Origin of the sequence: Rhodococcus koreensis, assembly GCF_017068375.1 — a bacterium.
In the GTDB taxonomy this organism is placed as follows: Bacteria; Actinomycetota; Actinomycetes; order Mycobacteriales; family Mycobacteriaceae; genus Rhodococcus_F; species Rhodococcus_F koreensis.
This window is the reverse complement of sequence record NZ_CP070609.1, coordinates 716,359-735,403: the sequence shown is the minus strand read 5'-3', so window position 1 is coordinate 735,403 and position 19,045 is coordinate 716,359. Positions and strand designations below refer to the sequence as shown.

The 19,045-nt window shown below is 66.5% G+C and carries 18 protein-coding genes and 2 pseudogenes; 5 read left to right on the top strand and 15 right to left on the bottom strand.

Annotation, left to right across the window (positions count from 1 at the left end; genetic code table 11):
- Positions 1–150 precede the first annotated feature (150 nt).
- Positions 151–561 carry a hypothetical protein gene (locus JWS14_RS03350; RefSeq protein WP_206016310.1) on the top strand — a complete coding sequence of 137 codons (411 nt, stop codon included), beginning with the start codon at positions 151–153 and terminating at the stop codon, positions 559–561.
- A 4-nt stretch (positions 562–565) separates the two neighbouring features.
- Here the strand turns inward: JWS14_RS03350 and JWS14_RS03345 are convergent, their stop codons facing one another.
- Both JWS14_RS03345 and JWS14_RS51130 read right to left on the bottom strand, forming a co-directional pair.
- Positions 566–1,183 (bottom strand): maleylpyruvate isomerase N-terminal domain-containing protein, encoded by a 618-nt coding sequence (locus tag JWS14_RS03345; RefSeq protein ID WP_072951125.1) that lies wholly within the window; start codon positions 1,181–1,183, stop codon positions 566–568.
- Between the two features lie 174 nt (positions 1,184–1,357).
- Positions 1,358–1,864 (bottom strand): annotated as a pseudogene (locus JWS14_RS51130) (cupin domain-containing protein).
- Positions 1,865–2,256: 392 nt separating this feature from the next.
- On the opposite strand from JWS14_RS51130, the gene JWS14_RS03335 reads away from it, so the two are divergent.
- Positions 2,257–2,787, top strand: coding sequence for a DUF1772 domain-containing protein (locus tag JWS14_RS03335; RefSeq protein ID WP_206012490.1), 531 nt, complete (start codon positions 2,257–2,259; stop codon positions 2,785–2,787).
- 194 nt (positions 2,788–2,981) lie between these two features.
- Here JWS14_RS03335 and JWS14_RS03330 read toward each other — a convergent pair whose 3' ends face one another.
- Positions 2,982–3,266, bottom strand: coding sequence for a DUF1905 domain-containing protein (locus JWS14_RS03330; protein ID WP_095863875.1), 285 nt, complete (start codon positions 3,264–3,266; stop codon positions 2,982–2,984).
- Positions 3,267–3,623: 357 nt separating this feature from the next.
- On the opposite strand from JWS14_RS03330, the gene JWS14_RS03325 reads away from it, so the two are divergent.
- On the top strand, positions 3,624–3,920 hold the full coding sequence (locus tag JWS14_RS03325) for a dihydrofolate reductase family protein (RefSeq protein WP_206012489.1): 297 nt from the start codon (positions 3,624–3,626) through the stop codon (positions 3,918–3,920).
- A 269-nt stretch (positions 3,921–4,189) separates the two neighbouring features.
- Positions 4,190–4,489, top strand: a complete 300-nt coding sequence (locus JWS14_RS03320) for an MDR/zinc-dependent alcohol dehydrogenase-like family protein (RefSeq protein ID WP_072951124.1) — start codon at positions 4,190–4,192, stop codon at positions 4,487–4,489.
- A gap of 116 nt (positions 4,490–4,605) precedes the next feature.
- Here the strand turns inward: JWS14_RS03320 and JWS14_RS03315 are convergent, their stop codons facing one another.
- On the bottom strand, positions 4,606–5,970 hold the full coding sequence (locus JWS14_RS03315) for an HNH endonuclease signature motif containing protein (RefSeq protein WP_206012488.1): 1,365 nt from the start codon (positions 5,968–5,970) through the stop codon (positions 4,606–4,608).
- 881 nt (positions 5,971–6,851) lie between these two features.
- Here JWS14_RS03315 and JWS14_RS03310 point away from each other — a divergent pair.
- Complete coding sequence (locus tag JWS14_RS03310; protein WP_206012487.1) at positions 6,852–7,886, top strand: LacI family DNA-binding transcriptional regulator; 1,035 nt, start codon at positions 6,852–6,854, stop codon at positions 7,884–7,886.
- Between the two features lie 87 nt (positions 7,887–7,973).
- Here JWS14_RS03310 and JWS14_RS03305 read toward each other — a convergent pair whose 3' ends face one another.
- From JWS14_RS03305 to JWS14_RS03255, 11 genes and pseudogenes are all read right to left on the bottom strand, one after another.
- Positions 7,974–8,789, bottom strand: coding sequence for an ATP-binding cassette domain-containing protein (locus JWS14_RS03305; protein ID WP_072951781.1), 816 nt, complete (start codon positions 8,787–8,789; stop codon positions 7,974–7,976).
- A 5-nt stretch (positions 8,790–8,794) separates the two neighbouring features.
- On the bottom strand, positions 8,795–9,853 hold the full coding sequence (locus JWS14_RS03300) for an ABC transporter permease (protein WP_206012486.1): 1,059 nt from the start codon (positions 9,851–9,853) through the stop codon (positions 8,795–8,797).
- Between the two features lie 61 nt (positions 9,854–9,914).
- A pseudogene (locus JWS14_RS03295) lies at positions 9,915–10,942 on the bottom strand (substrate-binding domain-containing protein).
- A 140-nt stretch (positions 10,943–11,082) separates the two neighbouring features.
- The gene (locus JWS14_RS03290) at positions 11,083–12,063 is read right to left on the bottom strand and encodes a Gfo/Idh/MocA family protein (protein WP_206012485.1); all 981 of its coding nucleotides are present in this window, start codon (positions 12,061–12,063) and stop codon (positions 11,083–11,085) included.
- Positions 12,060–12,923, bottom strand: a complete 864-nt coding sequence (locus tag JWS14_RS03285) for a sugar phosphate isomerase/epimerase family protein (RefSeq protein ID WP_206012484.1) — start codon at positions 12,921–12,923, stop codon at positions 12,060–12,062. The genes JWS14_RS03290 and JWS14_RS03285 overlap by 4 nt, the downstream gene beginning before the upstream one ends.
- Positions 12,920–13,927: a Gfo/Idh/MocA family protein gene (locus JWS14_RS03280; RefSeq protein ID WP_095863881.1), complete on the bottom strand. Its 1,008-nt coding sequence runs from the start codon at positions 13,925–13,927 to the stop codon at positions 12,920–12,922. Before JWS14_RS03280 ends, JWS14_RS03285 begins: the two co-directional genes overlap by 4 nt.
- On the bottom strand, positions 13,927–14,706 hold the full coding sequence (locus JWS14_RS03275) for an SDR family oxidoreductase (RefSeq protein WP_072951176.1): 780 nt from the start codon (positions 14,704–14,706) through the stop codon (positions 13,927–13,929). The genes JWS14_RS03280 and JWS14_RS03275 overlap by 1 nt, the downstream gene beginning before the upstream one ends.
- Before the next feature lie 201 nt (positions 14,707–14,907).
- Positions 14,908–15,747 carry a sugar phosphate isomerase/epimerase family protein gene (locus JWS14_RS03270; protein ID WP_241031252.1) on the bottom strand — a complete coding sequence of 280 codons (840 nt, stop codon included), beginning with the start codon at positions 15,745–15,747 and terminating at the stop codon, positions 14,908–14,910.
- 130 nt (positions 15,748–15,877) lie between these two features.
- Positions 15,878–16,870, bottom strand: a complete 993-nt coding sequence (locus tag JWS14_RS03265; protein WP_206012482.1) for a Gfo/Idh/MocA family protein — start codon at positions 16,868–16,870, stop codon at positions 15,878–15,880.
- The gene (locus JWS14_RS03260) at positions 16,867–17,796 is read right to left on the bottom strand and encodes an NAD(P)-dependent oxidoreductase (RefSeq protein WP_072951169.1); all 930 of its coding nucleotides are present in this window, start codon (positions 17,794–17,796) and stop codon (positions 16,867–16,869) included. Before JWS14_RS03260 ends, JWS14_RS03265 begins: the two co-directional genes overlap by 4 nt.
- 30 nt (positions 17,797–17,826) lie before the next feature.
- A complete protein-coding gene (locus tag JWS14_RS03255) occupies positions 17,827–19,038 on the bottom strand; it encodes a Gfo/Idh/MocA family protein (RefSeq protein WP_241031251.1) in 1,212 nt (403 codons plus the stop codon).
- Positions 19,039–19,045 lie beyond the last annotated feature (7 nt).

Below are 19,045 nucleotides of genomic sequence, written 5' to 3'. Positions count from 1 at the left end.
GAACCGGACAGTCGCGGGTACTCCGTGTGGACGCTGCGCGCGCAGCAAGCGATGGCGGCGCGCCAGCCAGGTCTTCCGGCCTGAATTCCCCCTTGTTCGGGCCGGAGGGCCGCCTCGAAAGATGCTGAGCACCAGTATTGTTCAGGAACAATGCCAACGATAGCGGCACCGCCCCCATGCTTCGGGGGCGCGTACGCCCTCACCCTCACGTACCCGAAGGTCGCGCGCGCAGGACTGGACGTGCCGCGGGACCTCACGGTCCGGAAACCAGGCAGCTCCTCGGAGCCGGTGGTGATCGTCGTCGAATCCGACTACGTCGACATATTCGAGACGCAGGGATGGACACCGGAGCCGTCCGCGGAAACCAGCGATGCCTCGCGGACTTACATGACCGTCGATCCACCGCGCGGGGACACCCTCACCCTGGGTTTCGACACCTACATTCAGCCGTCGAGTCAGCTCGGCCACTCGGGATCGGTGTCGGTGTCGGAGAAGGGAGTCGATGTGGGTTCGCCATCTTCCTGTCGGCACAGTCGACTCGGGCTGACGAGAACGCGGTGACGCGTCAGAGCACCGAGTAACCGGCTGGCAGGGGAAGGCGGCCGGTCAAGGCCAGCAGCGCAGCGGGTGCTGTTCCCTGTGCTGCGGCCAGGCCACCGATCACGGCGAACGTCTCGGCTACCGCATCGTGGGGGACATCGGCGCTGACGCCGAGGGCGGCTGCCAAGTCGCATGTGTGCACTGTCAGCTCGAGGGTTCGGGTCGGGAGGTAGCCCTGCAAGGTCATCGTCCCGAAGGGTGTGCGCACCAGGGCGGTGGCCGGCGTGGCCCGGACCTGCTCGGGTACCCGGGCAACCAGAGCGCTCAGCGTAGCCATCGGGTCCTCTCCGAGGGCGGCGCCGGCGGCGCGTCCCCGCTGTGCCACTGCTGCGGTGTCAGCCAGGGCACCGGCGATGGCCAGGTAGTACGCAACGGCATCAACCAGGTCTACCGGGCCGGAGTCGTCGCCGGCGACGTCGAGGTAGGTCTCCACCGTCGTCAGCGACCTGCTGGTGTGCCCCAGCAGGTCGCGCACGGACCACTCACCAAGACCGGGGGAGTCATAGTGACCTGTCGCGGACGCGCTGACTTCGAGGAACCGTCGGGCGGCACTGTCGAAGGCTCGAGCAGCTGGACCGTCCATCAGCTCAGTATTGCAGCCGCCAGTGTTCACCGCCCGCACTCGGCGCCATCCCAGTCTGCCGGCGTCGACAGCGGGAATCGGGCCGTCATGAGGCGCGCGCGGATCGGTCCTGTGGCCGGTACCTCTAGCTCGGTCTCAGCCGCGACCAGTGAACGACACCGCACATGGCGGGGCTCACGTCGGTGTCAAGCCGTATCGGGCGATTACGTCGGGCAACCAGTCGGGTTCGCCGAATTGCAGTCCGTAACGCTCGGCAATTTCGGCGATCTGGGTGACATCCGGCGCGCCGGCGGCGATCAGTTCAGAAATTTCCAGGAAGCAATGTTCGAAGCCGGCCGGACTGATGATCTCGATCATGCGCGCCGGGGCGCCGCCGGCGTTCCACATGGCGTGCATTTCGCCGCGGGGTTTTGTGATGTATCCGCCGGATTCGAGAACGGCCTCCCGGTCGCCGGAGCGGAACCCGATTACACCCTGAGTAACTATCGAGAATTCGTCCTCCCGCGTATGTAGATGCGGCGGCACCAGCGCACCGACTGGGAACGGGTGCTAGACGACAGACGGCACCCCACCGGTGTCACGGCCCCAGAGTTTGAATTCGACCCCAATCGGGCCCAGGTCACCGGTCTGTCCGGTTCCTGGCGGCACGACGACCAGCGGTGGGGGATCGGTTACGCTCACGCTTCTCGCCTACTCACCGACGTTGACAAATCGGGTCACAAGTTCTCTGATCAACTTTCCGCCGACGGCGCAGAAATTGTCAACGGTCTCGGGGCATAGCCGATTGATGATCGTGGCTCCACGATCGATTCGCGAGTGACGAAGAAGTCCGACGGTGCCATGGCGTCAAGACCGAGACTGATTTGAGGGACCTTTACCGTCGCGCGAGGTCGCTCGCCCAACGCACGATGGGCAGATGGCCCGCCGCCAAAGCGGATCCATCACCGGCCACAGACAGACCCTTGCTTGTCGACGAAGAGCGTCAAAGTGGCGACTATGGAGTTGTGCGGAATTGTGGCCAACGCAAACGCCGCCGACCGGAACCGAACGAGTGAGAGATCCGGAGTGGCTCAATGGCTCAGCCCGCGAGTGCCCTGCCTCCTCGCGGACCCGCGACCGGGCCCACAGGCCGCATCATCGCGACCGCCGCGGTTGCCGTTACCTCGGCCTTCGCCGGGGGCGCCCTGCTCACACAGACCGTGATTGTTCCGCACTGGCGGGAAATGGATCCGGCCGCATTCCTGTCGGAATTCGCGAGCTCCGGGCCCGCCACCGGAGCGACGGTCTTCCCGTTCGAGGTCGCCTCGGTCCTGCTGCTGAGCATGACGACGTACTCGACCGTCACGAATCGCCGACCAGGCCGCCTTGCGTGGGCTCTGGCGACGACGTGCATGGTCGGGACCTTCGTACTTCTCCCGATCTACTTCCTGGGTGCGAACCTGGCCATGCTCGACCCCGCCTTCCCACCCCGGGCCGTGCACGCCGAACTGACCTCCTGGTATCGCTGGAACTGGATACGCACGGGACTGGGCCTTGCCTCGGCCGTCCTCTCCTGCATTGCACTCACTGCCAGCCGACGTGAGAACGCCACCACATCGAGGTGATGCTGGGGACAGCAACTACATCTTCCGGCGAGAAGCCGTGACCGAAGGTGCCTTCGGGTAGCGCTGGGAGCCCACGCTGTGCGTGTTCGGCGATCGTCTTGTCGCTCGAGGATCCCCGGCGAAAGGCTCACGGTGGGCAGGCCCATCCCGAAAGTGGATCCCGTACCGGACGTCTTCCCGTTGGTGAGTTCAGTTCAGTTCAGTCGCTCGGTGAGGTGTACCTCGACGTCGTCACCGTCGTTCTTGCCGATCGCCTTGCGGATGGCAGCAGCTACGGGCAGCTTGTGGGTGCCATCTCCCAGTGCCATGAACGCTCCGGTGAACGGGTGCGCGTCGATGGTCCCAGCGACCTTGACCAGACCACGGGTACCGAATATCCGTGCTGAGTCGGGTAGCTGCACGCACGTCCACGTGTCCCCGGGACGGACCTTGCTCAGCCGGGCGGTGAAGGTGATGTCCAGGGGTCGGGGATCTGCCATGCTCTTTCTCCTTCGCGGCCCATACGATGGTCGTTCATCGATCAACCCAGAAGCGTCCATCCCGCCAGTGGCGCATAGTGCGCACAAGGCTACTGCCGAATAAACAATCACTGCGAGTAGCCGCTCGAGAAGTCCTGCCCGTCTACGCTCACAGCGTGCCGTAGGAGGTGAATGATATGAAACAGCTTCATTCATCTGGCTGCAGACAGCTGGAACTTCTGGTCCCCGTTTCCACCCGCAGTAACATCCTGGCTGGTCGATGTATTGGACCAGCTTCGGAGGGCTGGAATCACTCTTGGAGGTTTACGTTCGCTCGATGGCAAGAGCGCTGACGAGGACAACGGAATTCGAGACGTCATGATGAGCATCGACGACCCCGAGCAGGAGGAATACTTCGTCAGTCGGCTGTGGGATGCCGGGGTTTTCCTCATAGGCCGCAACACCTACGAGATCATTGCCGGCTACTGGCCCACCTCCGATCACCCGTCCGCCGGGGCCATGAACGAGATCCCCAAGGTCATGTTCTCTCGTACCTTGAAATCAGCCGTACGACTGGGACCCGGATCGTCAGCGGTGACGCGGCCGAGGAGATCGCCAAGCTCGAGGCCGAACCCGGCAAGGACCTCGTCGCCGCCGGCGGCACCGAGTTCGTGAACTCCCTGATCAAGCTCGGGGTGGTGGACGAGTACCGGCTGTGAGTGTTGCCCGCTGCCACGAGCAAGGGGGCGCCGCTGTTCCCAGAGTTGAATAAGCCCGTGACCCTGCGTTTGGTGAAAAGCACGGCCTTCCCGTCCGGGATCCTCGAACTGGTGTATGCGTCAACCGACAAGTAGTACCGGCCCCTCCTTGCAATCGCTTGCGGCACAGGCACTGCCTTCGGCGCACTCCGGCGGGCGGACGTCACCGGGCGGGACACGGTTGCCGTGTTCGGTCTCGGATCCATCGGCCAATCCGCGATCCAGTTCGCCGCCGCCCTCGCCCTGGTCGGCCTCGGCGGAAACATCGAACTCGACGTGTCGCCCGACATCGTGATCAAGCAGATCTCGATCATCGGCTCCTACACGTTCTCCAACGTCGGGATGGGCGAATGCGCGCGCTTCGTCGCGCAGCACGGCATCGACGTCGACGCGCTGTTCACCGATCGCTGGAAGATCGAGGACGCCGAAACCGCGTACACGGAGTTCGACCTGCAGGTGCGCGGCAAGGCCGTCATCGAGTTCTGACACGGCGGGGTCTGATGCTGCGGTGTTTTGTCACGGCGGGTGCCCCGCATCCGAGTGGGGGGCTCGGATGCGGGGCGTCTGTGGTGGGATGGAGTTGTGTTGCGGCGCTGAGTCTGTCAGGCCGCAGCCGGGCCGGCCCGCCGGTTGTGCGAGGGCAGTGGTTTCCGGAAGGGGTCGACGCCGGGTGGTGGAATGAACCACGGGTGCCGGTCGTCGCCGATCTGCACCTCCCACCCGTCGTGGTGGATGAGCCGGTGGTGGAAACCACAGAGCAGGACGAGGTTGTCCATGTCGGTGAGGCCACCGTTGACCCAGTGGACCGCATGGTGCGCCTCGCACCACGATGCCGGCGCTCCGCACCCGGGGAATGCGCACCCACCGTCGCGCACTGCCAACGCCCGACGCTGCTTTCTGGTGGCCGTCCTGCTGGTCAACCCGACATCCAGGGGTGCACCGTGATCGTCGAGGATCACCGTGCTCACCTGCGCATCACACGACAGATGCCGGGCGGCGGTGATCGTCAGCGGTCCCATCCAGGCCGCCCACGCCACCCCCGTTTCCGCCAGCACCGCCGCCCAGTCCTCCGCAGAGGTGGGCCGGTCGCCAAAGGTTATGTCGGCTGGGCCGGTGCCTGAAGCCTGCGCGCCCGAGTCGCTGCGGTCGGTGCCGCGGGCGTCGGCGAGGTCTCGCGCCCGCACCTGCACGCTGATGTGGGGGCGTTCGCCGGCTTCGGTGCCGTTCAATCCTGCTGCGAGATAGCGACGCAGCAGTTCGGTGAACGCGTCGGCACGCCGCCTTCCCGGGGTGCGTTCGTCTCTGGCCCCGTCCATGGCCGGCCGGGGTGCGGCCAGCTTCGACATCGCGGTCAGCAGCATCTCGCCGGTCACCGCATCCAGATCGCCTTTGACCGATACCCGTCCGTTCAGGGTTTTCGATGCGTGCAGTTCGTTGCGGTCGAGGTCTTCGCTCGCGGGGTGCTCGTCGCTTTCGAAGATTCGCTCCACCTTCGCGATACCTTCTCGGATCAGGTCGGTGCGGGCCTGTGGTCCGTCCGCTGCAGTCAGCAACGCGTCCAGTACAGGATTCAGCGCGCTCAGCGGCATTCCTTTCGGCGGTCGTTCGCAGAACCGCAGAATCAGCCCCGTATGATCCGCGGAGATCTTGCAGCCGTAGAACTTTCCGGCGATCGCAGGCCGCGACCGCAGCCCCCGTGCCAGGTTCACGATCCGTCCCGCCGCCCCCGGTTCGAGCATCGTGTGCGCCGCCAGCCACGCCTTCGCGTTGGGATGGCCCAGCACGTCGACTCGGCAGCGCGAATCCACTGCGTCCATCAGTCTCACCCGAATCGCCTCGAGGCGGGTGATCTCCGCGGACACCGCCAGCACCGTCTCGAGCAACTGCGTCTCGGTCAACCGCAGCGTGTCGACGTCGGCCGGATCACCGTCCGGCAACGCCCCCTGAGTTCTCTCCCCGTCCCCCATGCATCGAGACTAGATCGAACACCAGTTCGAGTCAAGGGAATTACCTCAATTCGTCTGTGCCGATGCATGTTCAGCACGGTGCACCCCTTGCGCTACAGGGACGCGCAACGGAGTGTCCAGACAATTGGACACTTCCATCCCCGCTTCCCGGTCTACGTTCAGCAAGCGAAGAGGCAGTCCCCGCGCGATCGGGTGCCACTCACCGAACGAGGAACCATGGACGTTGCATTGACGGCTCGGGACCCCGGGAGGCCGGACGAATACCGTCGGCCCGGGGGCGGCTGCGAGTACGAATACGTACGACCGTCGAAAACGGGAGGGTGCCGGTCTCCGGTGAGCGGCGTCCTGCCCTGCTTCAGGTACCGGGCGAAGGGCAACCGGGGACGCCGGTGTGCCCGTCCGTATTGGCGTACAGCGTTTTCTCCCTGGGCCGAGGGCGTCGAACAGGTCCAGAGCCTGTTGATGCGCGGTTTGACCACGGCTAAGCCCTCCGCCGTGGCGTGCCGGGCTCGGGCCACCGGTTGGGGATACGTCATTGCGGTCCCGCCGGGGTGACCGACCAGCATCAGCGGTGCCGGTGCGGATGCGGGTCTCGGCGTCCACAGGATGCCGGAGATTTCACACAGAGTGAATTCGCGTTCAAGGATGTCGTCGAGGCGCTGTTCGGAAGTGAAGTGCATGGTGTGCCTTCGTGAGTACTCGTAAAGCGGCGCTCGCGGACGACCTATCGTCCGACCACGCTCCCGCGGGCGGCGACTCCCCGTGTGGCGGTGCGGGAGTTGTTCATTGGGAGCATCTTTCGTGTATTCCTGCTAATCTTGCTGGGGTACGTGCCTCAATCAGTTGGCATCGTCCATCATTTTTACCTCGAGGGAGAAGTTGTGGCGCACGGTCGTTACAAGGTTCGGGAGATCGCCCAGCAGGCGGGCCTCAGCGAGGCGACCGTCGACCGCGTGCTTCACAACCGCCCGGGGGTGCGTGAGGGAACCCGCGCAGAAGTCGCGCAAGCGATCGCTGACCTGGACAAACAGCGTTCCCAGCTGCGGTTGGCCGGGCGAAAGTACCTCTTCGACGTCGTCATGCAGGCGCCGCCCCGATTCTCCGGGGCATTCCGCGAGGCGGTGGAGGCGGAACTGCCGTCCCTCGCCCCTGCCGTGGTCCGGACCCGGTTTCACTTCCGGGAGACCGGCTCGGTGCCTGCCATGGTCGAGACACTCGACAAGCTCGTCACACGGCCTTCACAAGGTGTCATCGTCAAGGCGCCCGACACCACCGAGGTCTCCGACGCTATCGACCGGCTCACCGAGGCGGGGATCCCCGTCGTCACCTACGCCACCGACGTGCCGAACAGCAGTCGGGTCGGCTATGTCGGAATCGAGAACCGGGCGGCGGGGGAGACAGCCGCCTACCTGCTCGAGCAATGGCTGTGCGACAGCACGTCCAGTGTCCTCGTCACCTTGAGTAGCAACGCATTTCGCGGCGAAGAGGAGCGCGAGATGGGCTTCCGCGGTGCGCTGCGCCGCTCGGGCGGTGTCGGGGGGAGCGGCTCTCAGCGCACACTGATCGACATCTCCGAGAGCGAGGGCCTCGACACGACGGTTGAGCGTCTCGTCCTCGACGCGCTCGAACGCAACCCGGACATCGAGGCGGTCTACTCGATCGGTGGCGGCAACATGGCGACCGTGCGCGCCTTCGAGAAGCTCGGCCGCCGCTACCGCGTTTTCATCGCCCACGACCTCGATCGGGACAACAAGCAGTTGCTCCGCGACAAGAAGATCTCGGCCGTCCTCGATCACGACCTGCGGTCGGACGCGAACCTGGCCTGCCGCATGCTGATTCAGGGACGTGGCGGGCTGTCGGGCGTGACCACGGTGATGTCGCCGATCCGGATCATCACTCCCTACAACATGCCCTGACGGTGATTCAGGAGTATCCGCGCACGACTGCACCGCCCCGACAATTCGGGGCGGTGCAGTGCCGATGCGGACCGGGGACGGGGTGTCCTAGCGCCGGAGTTCGTGGGTGAGTGCTTCGAGTTCGTCGCCGCCGGCCATCTGCTGGGTGAGTTCTTCGAGGCTGATCTCGTCGAAGGTGCAGTCCAGTTTCTGCCGGCCCCGGTTGAGGAGCACGAAGTGGTCACCGACCATGTAGGCGTGGTGCGGGTTGTGGGTGATGAACACGACCCCGAAGCCCTGTTCCTTGGCGGCGGAGATGTAGCGCAGCACCATCCCGGACTGCTTGACACCGAGGGCGGCGGTGGGCTCGTCGAGGATCAGGACGCGGGCGCCGAAGAAGATCGCCCGGGCGATCGCCACGCACTGGCGCTGACCGCCGGAGAGCGAGCCGATGGGGGCGTCGACGTCGGGCAGCTCGATGCCCATCTTCGACAACTCGGACATCGTGGTGGCGCGCATACCGTTCGCGTCGAGGGTCTTGAGCGGTCCCTTCCGCAGTTCCTGGCCGAGGAAGAAGTTGCGCCACACCGGCATCAGCGATACCACCGCCAAATCCTGGTACACGGTGGCGATGCCCTTGGACAGGGCCTCCTTCGGGGAGCCGAACGTGAGGGCTTCACCGTCGACGAGCAGCTCACCCTCGCTCTGCTGGTGCAGCCCGGCCATGATCTTGATCAGGGTGGACTTGCCGGCCCCGTTGTCGCCGAGCACACCGGTGACCTCCCCGGCCTTCACGCGCAGGTTGATGTCCTGCAGGGCGATGATGTTGCCGTACTGCTTGCCGACGTGTTTCAGTTCGATCAGCGGGATCTTGTCGCCACCACCGGGTTCGGTATCGACGGGCATCTGTTCGATGGTACTCATGCGGGTCACCTCTTGGCGGCGTAGTTGCGGAAGGCGTTGTTGGCGATGACCGCGAACAGCAGCATCGCGCCGAGGAAGAACTTGAACCAGTCCGGGTTCCAGCCGGCGTAGACGATGCCCTGGTTCGTCATACCGAAGATGAACGCGCCGATCGCGGCGCCGATCGCGGTGCCGTAGCCACCGGTGAGCAGGCAGCCACCGATCACCGCGGCGATGATGTAGAGGAACTCGTTGCCGATGCCCTGCCCGGATTGGACGGTGTTGAACGAGAACAGCAGGTGCATGCCGACGAACCAGGCGGCGAACCCGACGGTCATGAACAACCCGATCTTGACCCTGGTGACCGGGACGCCGATGGCGCGGGCGGAGTCCTGGTTGCCGCCGACGGCGAAGATCCAGTTCCCGATCCGGGTCTTGAACAGCACCCAGGTGGCGATCGCGGTGAACAGCAGCCACCAGAGCACGGTGATGCGGACGGACACCCCGCCGACGACGAACGAGGACGCGAACACCTTCTTCGCCGAGTCGAAACCGGCCATGTCCGAGACGCTGGGGGTGGCGACCTGCCCGGTGACGAGTTTGGTGACGGCCAGGTTGATGCCGGTGAGCATCAGAAACGAGCTCAGGGTGATCAGGAAGCTGGGGATCTTCGTCTTCATCACCAGGTAGCCGTTGAAGAACCCGACCGCGAGCGAGACCACCAGGGCGAGGGCGGCGCCGGCCCACAGGTTCAGGTGCAGGTTGTAGGTGATCATCGACGCCGCCAGCGAGCTGGTGGTGACCGCGACGCCGGCGGAGAGGTCGAACTCCCCGCCGATCATCAGCAGCGCGACCGCGCAGGCCATGATCCCGATCGTGGAGGAGGCGTAGAGCACCGTGGCCAGCGCCTCGGGGCTGCGGAACGGGGGTGCGACGACCATGAAGAAGACGAAGATCGCGATCGCACCGAACAGGGACCCGATCTCGGGGCGGACCAGCAGCCGTTGCAGGCGTTTTTGTTCCTTCACCCGTTCGTCGTGGACGACCTTGTGACTGGCAAGGTCCAGATCTTGCTGTGTGGACATGACTTTCCTTCCGTTACGCCGACGGTGCCCGGCAGTCGCGATGCTGTGCCGGGCACCGTGCTCAGCGGGTTCCGGCCTTGGCGTACTCGGCGATCGAGTCGATGTTGGACTGGTCGATGAAGGAGGGGCCGGTCAGTGTCGGCATTCCACCTCCGATGGTGTTGCGGTTGTTCAGGTACAGCCACAGCGAGTCCACCGCGAGGTAGCCTGCAGGAACGGCTGCTGGTCGATGGCCCATTTGACGTCCCCGGCCTTGATGGCGTCGACGAGGGCGGCGTTGGTGTCGAAGGTGACGATCGTCGCGCCGCTGCCGGCGTTGGCCTTGGACTGGATGGCGGTCAGGGCGATCGGTGCGCCGAGCGCGACGACGTGATCGATGGAGGGATCCTGCTGCAGTTTCGCGGTGATCGTCGCCTCGACCGAGGGCAGGTCCTTGCTGTTGACGTTGAGGATCTCGGTTTGTCCCTTGAATCCTTCGATCACACCCGCGCACCGGGTCTCGAGTGCGATCTGGCCTTGCTCCTGGATGATGCACAGCGCCTTCTTGGCGCCGTCGGCGGTCAGGCGCTGCCCGGCCGAGATGCCGGCGAGCTTCTCGTCCTGACCGAAGTACTGGGCCACGCCCTGGGCCTTGTACTGGTCCATTCCCCCGTTGAAGACGACGAGGGGGATGTCCGCGTCTGTGGCGGCGCGCACGGCCGGCGACATCGCGTCCGGCTTGGCGAGGGTGACGGCGATGGCGTCGACTCGGCTGTCGATGGCGCTCTGGACGAGGTTGGCCTGGTTCGGTGCCTCGGGATCCGAGGAATACCGCAGTTCGATATTGTCCTTGGCCGCCGCGGTTTCCGCGCCCTTGCGGATGAGGTCCCAGAAGGTGTCACCAGGAACCTCGTGCGTGATCATCGCAATGGTCGCGCGGGGGGTGTCCGCGGTGCCCGAGGCCATGCCACTACCCGTTGCCTCGGGTTTGCCGCCGGTGCTCGAGCATCCTGCGAGTAACACGGCTGTGGCGATGCCCAATGCCAGGGTGGTCACCCGGCGTGTGCGCTTGCCTGTGAACGGGACGGGCCGGCCGTCGTGTGTATCCATGTGGTTGGCCTTTCGGAAGCCGCAACCATGCAGGCATGGAAAAGCAGCGAGGGAGGGGAGACAGGGAGAGTGTGGGTGGAGAACCCCACCGGACCGGACGCGGGAAGTCGGTTCTCGAGGCCCGGTGGGGAGAAGGTGACCTACCGCAGGGGCAGGCCTGCGGCGCGGTACGTGGAGTCGATGAGCTCCATGGTGGTGACCGCGTCGTCGGCGTCGATCGGGAACGCGGTCCCGTCGGCAAGGTGTCGAGCGAAGGTGTCGAGCTGGTAGGTGTACGTCGAGCGGGTTCCGAGGCGTTCGACGACGGCACCGCTGTCGGTAATGACGGTGATGCGGTCATCGCCGGACTGCAGCGGGTAATCGTGGGCGAAGGCCTCGCCCCGGTCCCCGACCAAGCGCAGGGTCATCTCGAACCGGTCCCAGGTCATCGAGTTGATGCTGGAACCCGTTGCGCCGCTGGGGAACACCAGGTCGATGTCGCAGGATTCGTCGACCCCGGGGTCGCGTTCGATCGCTCGTGCCGCGACGACGGTGGGTTCGCCGCCGGCGAACCGGCCGAGCTGCCGGTGCACGTGCAGGCTGTAGCAGCCGAGATCCATGACCGTCCCGCCGGCGAGGTCGAGGCTCCACCGCGGATCGTCCGGCTTGGGTTCGGGCATCCGCATGACCACCTCGACCCGCTGCAGCGTCCCGAGGGTGCCGTCCTCGAGCAGGCCGAACATCCGCTGAATGATCGGGTGGAACAGGTAGTGAAACCCTTCCATGATCGGCACTCCCCGTTCCCGCGCCGCGCGCCGCACCAGTTTGGCTTCGACTGCGTTGCGCGCGAACGGCTTCTCGGTCAGCACCGCCTTGCCGGCTTCGATCGCCTTCAGGTTCCACTCGGCGTGGAAGGCGTTGGCGAGCGGGTTGTAGACCACGTCGACCTCGGGGTCGGCGATCAGATCCGCGTACGAGTCGACGACCCGTTCGACACCGTAGGTCTGCGCGAACGCCTCGGCCCGGTCGCGGTCGCGGGCGGCGACCGCGACCAGCCGGTGACCCAGGATCTGGGCCGGCCTCACGATCGCCGATTCCGCGATCCGCGAGGCGCCGAGCACCCCGATCCGCAGGGATGTCACAGCGACAGGCTTCGCAGGAACGCGGCGCTGGTCTTCACGTCCGCCACCGGGCCCTCGCCCTCGGGTTCGCCGGCGAGGATGGTGTCCTGTTCGAGGGTGAACCAGCCGTCGAAGCCGGAGTCCACGAGGTGCCGGACCACACCTTCGATGTCGACGTCGCCGGTGCCGAGCGGGGTGTACATGCCCTGCGCGACGGCGTCGGTGTAGCTGAGCTCACCGGCCTGCACGCGGGCGGCGAATTCGGCGTCGACGTCCTTGAGGTGGGTGTGGGTGATCCGATCTGCGGCGGCCCGGGCCAGCTCGAGCGGGTCGGTGCCACCGATCAGCAAGTGGCCGGTGTCGAGGCACAGGGGGATCGAGGAGCCGTCGAGCACCCGCTGTACCTCGAGGTTCCTCTCGACCATCGTTCCGACGTGCGGATGCAGGACGGCGCGGATGCCCTGGTCCGATGCGACGCGGTGCAGCCGGTCGAGGTTGCCCAGCAGCGTCTTCCAGCCGGCGTCGTCGAGGTCGGGGCGTGAATCGTAACCGTCGGTGTCGGTGATTGCGGCCAGCACCAGGACCTCGGCACCGGCCGCCGTAAACGCGGCGAGGGTGCCGGTGATGTCCGGGACCGGGTCGTGATCGGGGTCGTGCAGCAGCACCGGCGTGAACCCGCCGACCGCCTTCAGGTCATAGGAGGCGAGAGTGTCGGCCAGTTGCCGGGGGTCGGACGGCAGGAAGCCCTCGGGTCCGATTTCCGCGGCCTCGAGACCGGCGTCGCGCATCTCCGACAGCACCCGTTCGGCGCCGAGCTGGTGTCCCCAGTCGGGAACTTCACAGACACCCCAGGAAATAGGTGCTCCTGCAATACGAATCATCGTCGAACCTCACTCATCTGGACGGGTCGGTGGTGGGAGAGGGACAGCGTGGCCGCCTCGGCGATCCACGCCACCTCGAGGGCGTCGGCGGCGGTGCACGGCGACGGTGCGGTGCCGGCGATTACCTCGAGGAACGCGCCGAGTTCGGCGCGGTAGGCGGCGGTGAAGCGGTCCATGAAGAACCGGTGCGGTGGGCCGTCCGGGAACGTGACGCCGGGTTCGAGATTGCGGACGGGGGCGCTTGCGTCCCAACCGGCGACGACGCTGTCCTGGGAGCCGTGGACCTCGAGGCGGCAGTCGTAGCCGCGGGGGTTGTAGCGGGTGTTCGACACCACGCCGAGGGTGCCGTTCTCGAACGTCAGGGTGGTGGTGGCGGTGTCGACGTCGCCGCAGTCGGCGAAGATGGAATCGCCCTGATTGGATCCGGCAGCGTAGACCTCGGTCACCTCCTGCCCGACGACCCAGCGGACGATGTCGAAGTCGTGGACGCTGCAGTCGCGGAAGATGCCGCCGGAGGCGGCCACGTACTCCGCCGGCGGCGGCGCCGGGTCGAGGGTCGTCGAGCGCACCGTGTGCAGCCAGCCGAGTTCCCCTCGCACGACGGCGTTGCGGGCGGCGACGAACGCGGGATCGAACCGGCGGTTGTACCCGATCTGCACCGGCACCGTCGACGTCTTCAGCCGCTCGACGACCTGGTAGCTCTCGTCGGCGGTGAACGCGACCGGCTTCTCGCAGAACACCGGAATCCCGGCATCGACGGCGGCCAGGATCAGCGGCGCATGCGCCGGGGTGGCGGCCGCGATCACGACCCCGTCCACGCCCGAGGCGAAGACCGCAGCTGCGTCCTCGACCGCGCGCGCCCCGAACTTGGCGGCCACGGTTGCGGTGACGTCCGGACGCTCGTCGGTGACGACGAGGCCGTCCACCCCCGGCAATTGGGCGAGGGTGTCGGTGTGGAATGCGCCGATCCGGCCGAGGCCGATCACGCCGAGTGTCGATCCCATCAGTCCTGCCCTCCGATGACGGTCTGGTCCCAGTCGATGACCGAGCCGGTGACGACGCCACTGCGATCCGAGAGCAGGAACACCACCATGTCGGCGATCTCGTCGACCTGCCCGAGCTTGCCCATCGGCACCTTCGCCGCGGCCTCGGCGGCCCAGTTGTCGTCGGCGCCGTGGAAGCGTTGCTGGGTCGCGGTCTCGCCCTCGGTCTCGGTCCAGCCGATGTTGAGACCGTTGATCCGGATCCGGTCGAAGCGGTGCGCGTAGGCGGCGTTGCGGGTCAGCCCCGCCAGCCCGGCCTTCGCCGCCACGTACGGAGCCAGGTAGGACTGCCCGCCGTGCTGCGCGATGGAGATGATGTTGACGATCGTTCCCGGCGCCTTCCGCGCCACCATGTCCGCGACGGCGGCCTGCATGGTGAAGAACGGGGCCCGCAGATTGACGGCCATGTGCTGGTCGAACAACTCCGGCGTGGTGTCGACGAGGGTGCCGCGGGTGGTCAGGCCGGCCGCGTTGCACAGTGCGTCGATGCGGCCGAATTCCTCGATGGTCCGGGTCACCGAGTTCGTCGCCTCGGCCGGGTCGACGAGGTCCGCTTGCACGAACCGGACCTGCGCGCCCTCGGAGTCGAGTTCGGCGGCCAGGGTCTTGCCGGCCTCGGCCCGGCGGCCGGTGAAGACCACTCGGGCGCCTTCGCGGGCCGCGGCTCGCACGACGCCTGCGCCGACACCTTGCGTCCCGCCGCTGATCAGAACGACTTTCCCGTTCAACAGGGTGGCCACTGGATTCCTTTCGTTCTGTCCCCATCGGCGTCTGTGCCGGTGGGTCGGTGATGCACACGGCCAGTCCGAGCAGCGACTGCACAATCCACTGTCTGTGCGCCCTTGCCAGTCTTGCTGTGACGCACGCCTCAATCAATACGGTATTCCCATCATTTTCACCTCACCGCCGCAGACCGGATGGCGATGGGAGAGCCGATGAGATCAGCTGTCGTCCCCATTCGCGGCCGCCAGGTCGGCGACCTCGAAGCACCGCAGGGCGCCGTCGCGTGCCCGGGAGAGTGCCTCGGCGACGGGCAGTTTCCGGAACTCCTGCGACATGTGCTCGATACCCCACGGTCCGTCGAAGCCGACGCGGCGGACCGCATCGATGAACTTCGGGACGGCGAATTGGCCCTCGCCACAGGGAACCCGGTTGTCGAAGGTGTCCTCGAGATCGGTTCCCCGCACGGCAGTCCAACCGTCGTCGAGTTCGACGCCGAACACGAAGCGCGACGGAATGATCTCCGTCAACGTGTGGTAGTCCGTCCCACCCCGGAAGGCGTGCCAGATGTCCAGGATGAGCCCGCCGTTGGGGTTGCCGACGTCCTGGACGAACCGCGCAGCCTGTTCGGTGGTCTTGACGTGGTGCGAGAACGGGGTGTTCTCGAACGCGATCTTCACACCCGCGGCGGCGCCGTCCGTAGCGAGCGCGTCGAACTGCTCGCAGAGCAGGTCGAAGGAGACGGCGATCCCGTCGTCGTCCGCGCCGACCTTGATGTTGTCGACTCCGAGGACGGGGGCGGCCTCGAACAGGTCCCGGCGGACATCGTCCGACGCTGCGCGGGCCTCCCCGGTGGTCCACCAGTTCGTGATCCACTCGAGTTGGACATGGGTGATGCCGTTGTCGGCGAGCATTTTCGCGACGGCGCCCAGGCCGATCGTCTCGCGCGCGGCGACCAGGTCGGGGCGGGTCAATCCGAATCCGGTGTAGCCGGTTCGGGCGACCGCTTCGATCCGGTCCCGGATTGGGACCGGACTGCGGTCCGAACCTCGTGCAGGCATCACGTCACCGGCTGAAGTCCAGCATGCGGCCAATAGTTCCGGACGTGGTGAGTGGGTCATGCCTCGTCGTACCCTTCGGTGGTCGTCTCGATCGTAGAACGCGGATGGCGAGGAAGTCGTAGAGCGACGGTCATGAATTCTTCACCGGGGTGACGGCGCCCACATTGTTCATCGATACGATCAGCGCTTCCGCCACCTCGATGGCGCGCAGACCGTCGCGGGCGGACGCCAATGGGCTGCGGGTCCCCTCGGTGAGGGCGTCGACCCATGCCTGCAACTGCCGCCGGTAGCTGTCGGCGAACAGCGGCCGCCAGTCCTCCGGGTACGTGGCCGTCGAACGCAGCGACGCGTCGACCGTCAGGGCGTGACTCGGCGCCAGGCTCACTGCTCCGGTTTCGCCGACCACCTCGCAGCGCACGTCGTAACCGTATCGTGCGTTGACGAACACATCGACCACGGTCAGCACATCGTCGGCGGTACGCAGCATCAGAATCTGCGGGTCGCGCCGGGAGGTGTCCATGGAGGTGGACTTCGGTGCGTGCCAGCTGACCTCGACGATCTCGGACCGGAGAAGCCAACGGGTGATGTCGATTTCGTGAATTGCGGAGTTGGTGACGGTGTCGGTCGAATTTCCACCCGGATATGCGGTCACGTTGCGGTGGGATGCTCGGATCAGCAACGGGGTGCCGACGGATCCGGACCGGATCGCCGTTGCCAATTCCTCGTACGGCGCATGGAATCGGCGCATGAAACCCACGGAGATCAGCGGATTCGCCAGTGCCAGGTGCTCTTCCCGGGTGACCAGGCTGGCGCATTCGTCGACACTCGGGGCCAGCGGCTTCTCGCACAGCACCGGCTTGCGGTGATCGAGGCACAGACTCACCTGCTCGGCGTGGGCGGAGTCGTGGGACGCGATGATCACCGCGTCGACGTCCGGGGCGGCGATCAGCTCTGCCGCGGTCGCGACGGTGCGGGCGCCGACCTCTTCCGCGATCGTGGCGGCGCGGGAGGCGTCGAAGTCGGTGATCACGGTGACCGTTGCCCCGGAGACCACCGCGTGCAGTGTCCGGACGTGATCGGCGCCCATCACCCCGACGCCGATCACACCCACCCGGACGGTCATGACGCCACCGCGGCCGGGTCGCGGCCGTCGAGAACCGCGATGGCGCCCTCGACCGCGGCACGGATCGTCAGGGCCATCGCCCGATCCGTGAACCCCATCAGGTGCGGGCTGAGAGTTGTGTTGGCGTGGTCGAACACCGGGTGGTGTTCGGGCGGTTCGCGATCGAAGACGTCGAGGCCGAGTCCCGCGAGGTGCCCGGACTGCAACGCCGCGTGCGCGGCGTCGAGGTCGATCAGCGCGCCGCGGCTGCAGTTGACCAGGATCGATCCCGGCCGCATGACTGCCAGCCTCGTCTCGTTGATCAGGTGATGGTTCTCCGCGGTCAGCGGCGTGTGCAGGGTGACGAAGTCACTCGCGGTGAGCACCTCGTCGACATCGGCACACCGGTACGCCTCGGGGATCTCGGCGAACGGATCGTAGGCCCGCACGGTCAGGTCGAACGCTTCGGCGATCTGGGCAACCTTGCGGCCGATCCGCCCGAACCCGACGATGCCCAACGTTGCTCCCTCGAGGTCCCCGACGGTCACGTTTCCGCGTTCGGCCCAGCGGCCGCGCCGCACCACGCCGGTCAGCGTCGGCAGGCGCTTGACCAACGAGAGCAGGTGCGCGAAGACACCCTCGGCGACCGAGACGGTGTTGGTGCCCGGGGTGATGACCACCGGGATCCCGCGCCGCCGCGCCTCGGCGACGTCGACGAGGTCGGTGCCGACTCCCGTGCGGGCGAGGACCTTCAGCGACGGCATCCGGTCGAGCATCGCTGCGTCGACGGTGAACGCCGCCCGCACGATCGCCGCCTCGGCGACCGCCAGTTGTTCCTCGGTGGGGTCGAGAACCAGTTGGTGATGGGCGGCCAGATACGGGTCGACGAGCTCCCGGTCGAGCGGGCCCAGGCCGACGAACAGTTGCGTGGAGATCGTTGTTGACATCAGCGTCCTTGCAGGTGTCGAAAGCGGTGGTCAGGCGGTGCGGGAGGCGGTGGTGCCCGCGACGACGTCGAGCTTCTGCCACTGCCCGGTGGCGGCGGAGGTCTCGGCGGCGGTGACGATCGCCGCCGCCGACGCGGCGTCGTGCACGTTCGAGTTCTCCTGCGGCCCACCGGTGACGGCGAGCAGGAACTTCTTGGCCTCGATCGTCTTGAGGTCGTCGAAGCCGAGGGCGTTGCCCGGGCCGGGCTGGAAGCGGGAGTAGTCGCCGTGCTTCGGGCTGGCGTTGACGGTGAGGTAGCCCTGTTCGGCGTTGGTGCGGCCCAGGCACACCTTCAGTTCGTTCATCCGCTCGAAGTCCCACTTCAGCGAGCCCTCGGTGCCGTAGACCTCGATCTGGTAGCCGCACTCGGGTCCGACGATCACCCGGGACGCCTCGATTGTGCCCACCGCACCCGACCCGGGGCCTTCGGAGCCGAACCGCACCAGCGCGGCGGCGTAGTCCTCGTTCTCCACCGGACCCATCTCACCGTTCTCGATGACCGCGAAATGGGTGCCCGATCCCATCGCCAGCTTCGGGCGTTCGGTGTAGACGGTGCTGGTGAGCGCGTTGATCTCGGCGATCGGCCCGACCACGTACTGGCACAGGTCGCTCGCGTGGCTGAACAGGTCCGCCAGCACACCGGAGCCGGCGAGTTCGCGGTCGAATCGCCAGGACAGGGCGCCGTTGGGTTCGTTGGCGTATCCGGAGAAGAACGAGGCCCGCACGTTGGTGATCCGGCCGAGGCTGCCCTCGGTGATCAGCTTCCGGGCGTGCTCGACGGCGGGGGCGTGTCGGTAGTTGTACCCGATCGAGGTGATTACCCCGGCGTCGGTGGCCGCGGCCTCGATCGCCGCGGTCTCGGTGTAGCTGCGTCCCACGGGCTTTTCGATCCAGAAGTGCTTGCCCGCCTTCGCCGCGGCGATGCCGATCTCGGCGTGCAGGAAATTCGGTGCGCAGATGGAGACGACGTCGACGTCCGGGTGCGCGAGCACCTCGCGATAGTCGGTGGTGCCCTCGGCGAAACCGAGGACATTCTTGGCGAAGTCGACACGGCTCGCGGCGGTATCGGCGGCGATCACCAGCTTCGGGGTGACCCCGAGTTCGGGGTAGACGATCGGGACGTCGCGGTACGCGCGGGCGTGCAGTTGTCCCATCCAGCCGACGCTGATCAGTCCGACTCCGACGGTGCGGGTTGTGCTCACGATGACT

Coding starts and splice junctions, on each gene's coding strand:
- JWS14_RS03350 (WP_206016310.1), top strand. CDS start 151: ATGCCAACGATAGCGGCACCGCCCCCATGCTTCGGGGGCGCGTACGCC.
- JWS14_RS03345 (WP_072951125.1), bottom strand. CDS start 1,183: ATGGACGGTCCAGCTGCTCGAGCCTTCGACAGTGCCGCCCGACGGTTC.
- JWS14_RS03335 (WP_206012490.1), top strand. CDS start 2,257: ATGGCTCAGCCCGCGAGTGCCCTGCCTCCTCGCGGACCCGCGACCGGG.
- JWS14_RS03330 (WP_095863875.1), bottom strand. CDS start 3,266: ATGGCAGATCCCCGACCCCTGGACATCACCTTCACCGCCCGGCTGAGC.
- JWS14_RS03325 (WP_206012489.1), top strand. CDS start 3,624: ATGATGAGCATCGACGACCCCGAGCAGGAGGAATACTTCGTCAGTCGG.
- JWS14_RS03315 (WP_206012488.1), bottom strand. CDS start 5,970: ATGGGGGACGGGGAGAGAACTCAGGGGGCGTTGCCGGACGGTGATCCG.
- JWS14_RS03305 (WP_072951781.1), bottom strand. CDS start 8,789: ATGAGTACCATCGAACAGATGCCCGTCGATACCGAACCCGGTGGTGGC.
- JWS14_RS03300 (WP_206012486.1), bottom strand. CDS start 9,853: ATGTCCACACAGCAAGATCTGGACCTTGCCAGTCACAAGGTCGTCCAC.
- JWS14_RS03285 (WP_206012484.1), bottom strand. CDS start 12,923: ATGATTCGTATTGCAGGAGCACCTATTTCCTGGGGTGTCTGTGAAGTT.
- JWS14_RS03280 (WP_095863881.1), bottom strand. CDS start 13,927: ATGGGATCGACACTCGGCGTGATCGGCCTCGGCCGGATCGGCGCATTC.
- JWS14_RS03270 (WP_241031252.1), bottom strand. CDS start 15,747: ATGCCTGCACGAGGTTCGGACCGCAGTCCGGTCCCAATCCGGGACCGG.
- JWS14_RS03265 (WP_206012482.1), bottom strand. CDS start 16,870: ATGACCGTCCGGGTGGGTGTGATCGGCGTCGGGGTGATGGGCGCCGAT.
- JWS14_RS03260 (WP_072951169.1), bottom strand. CDS start 17,796: ATGTCAACAACGATCTCCACGCAACTGTTCGTCGGCCTGGGCCCGCTC.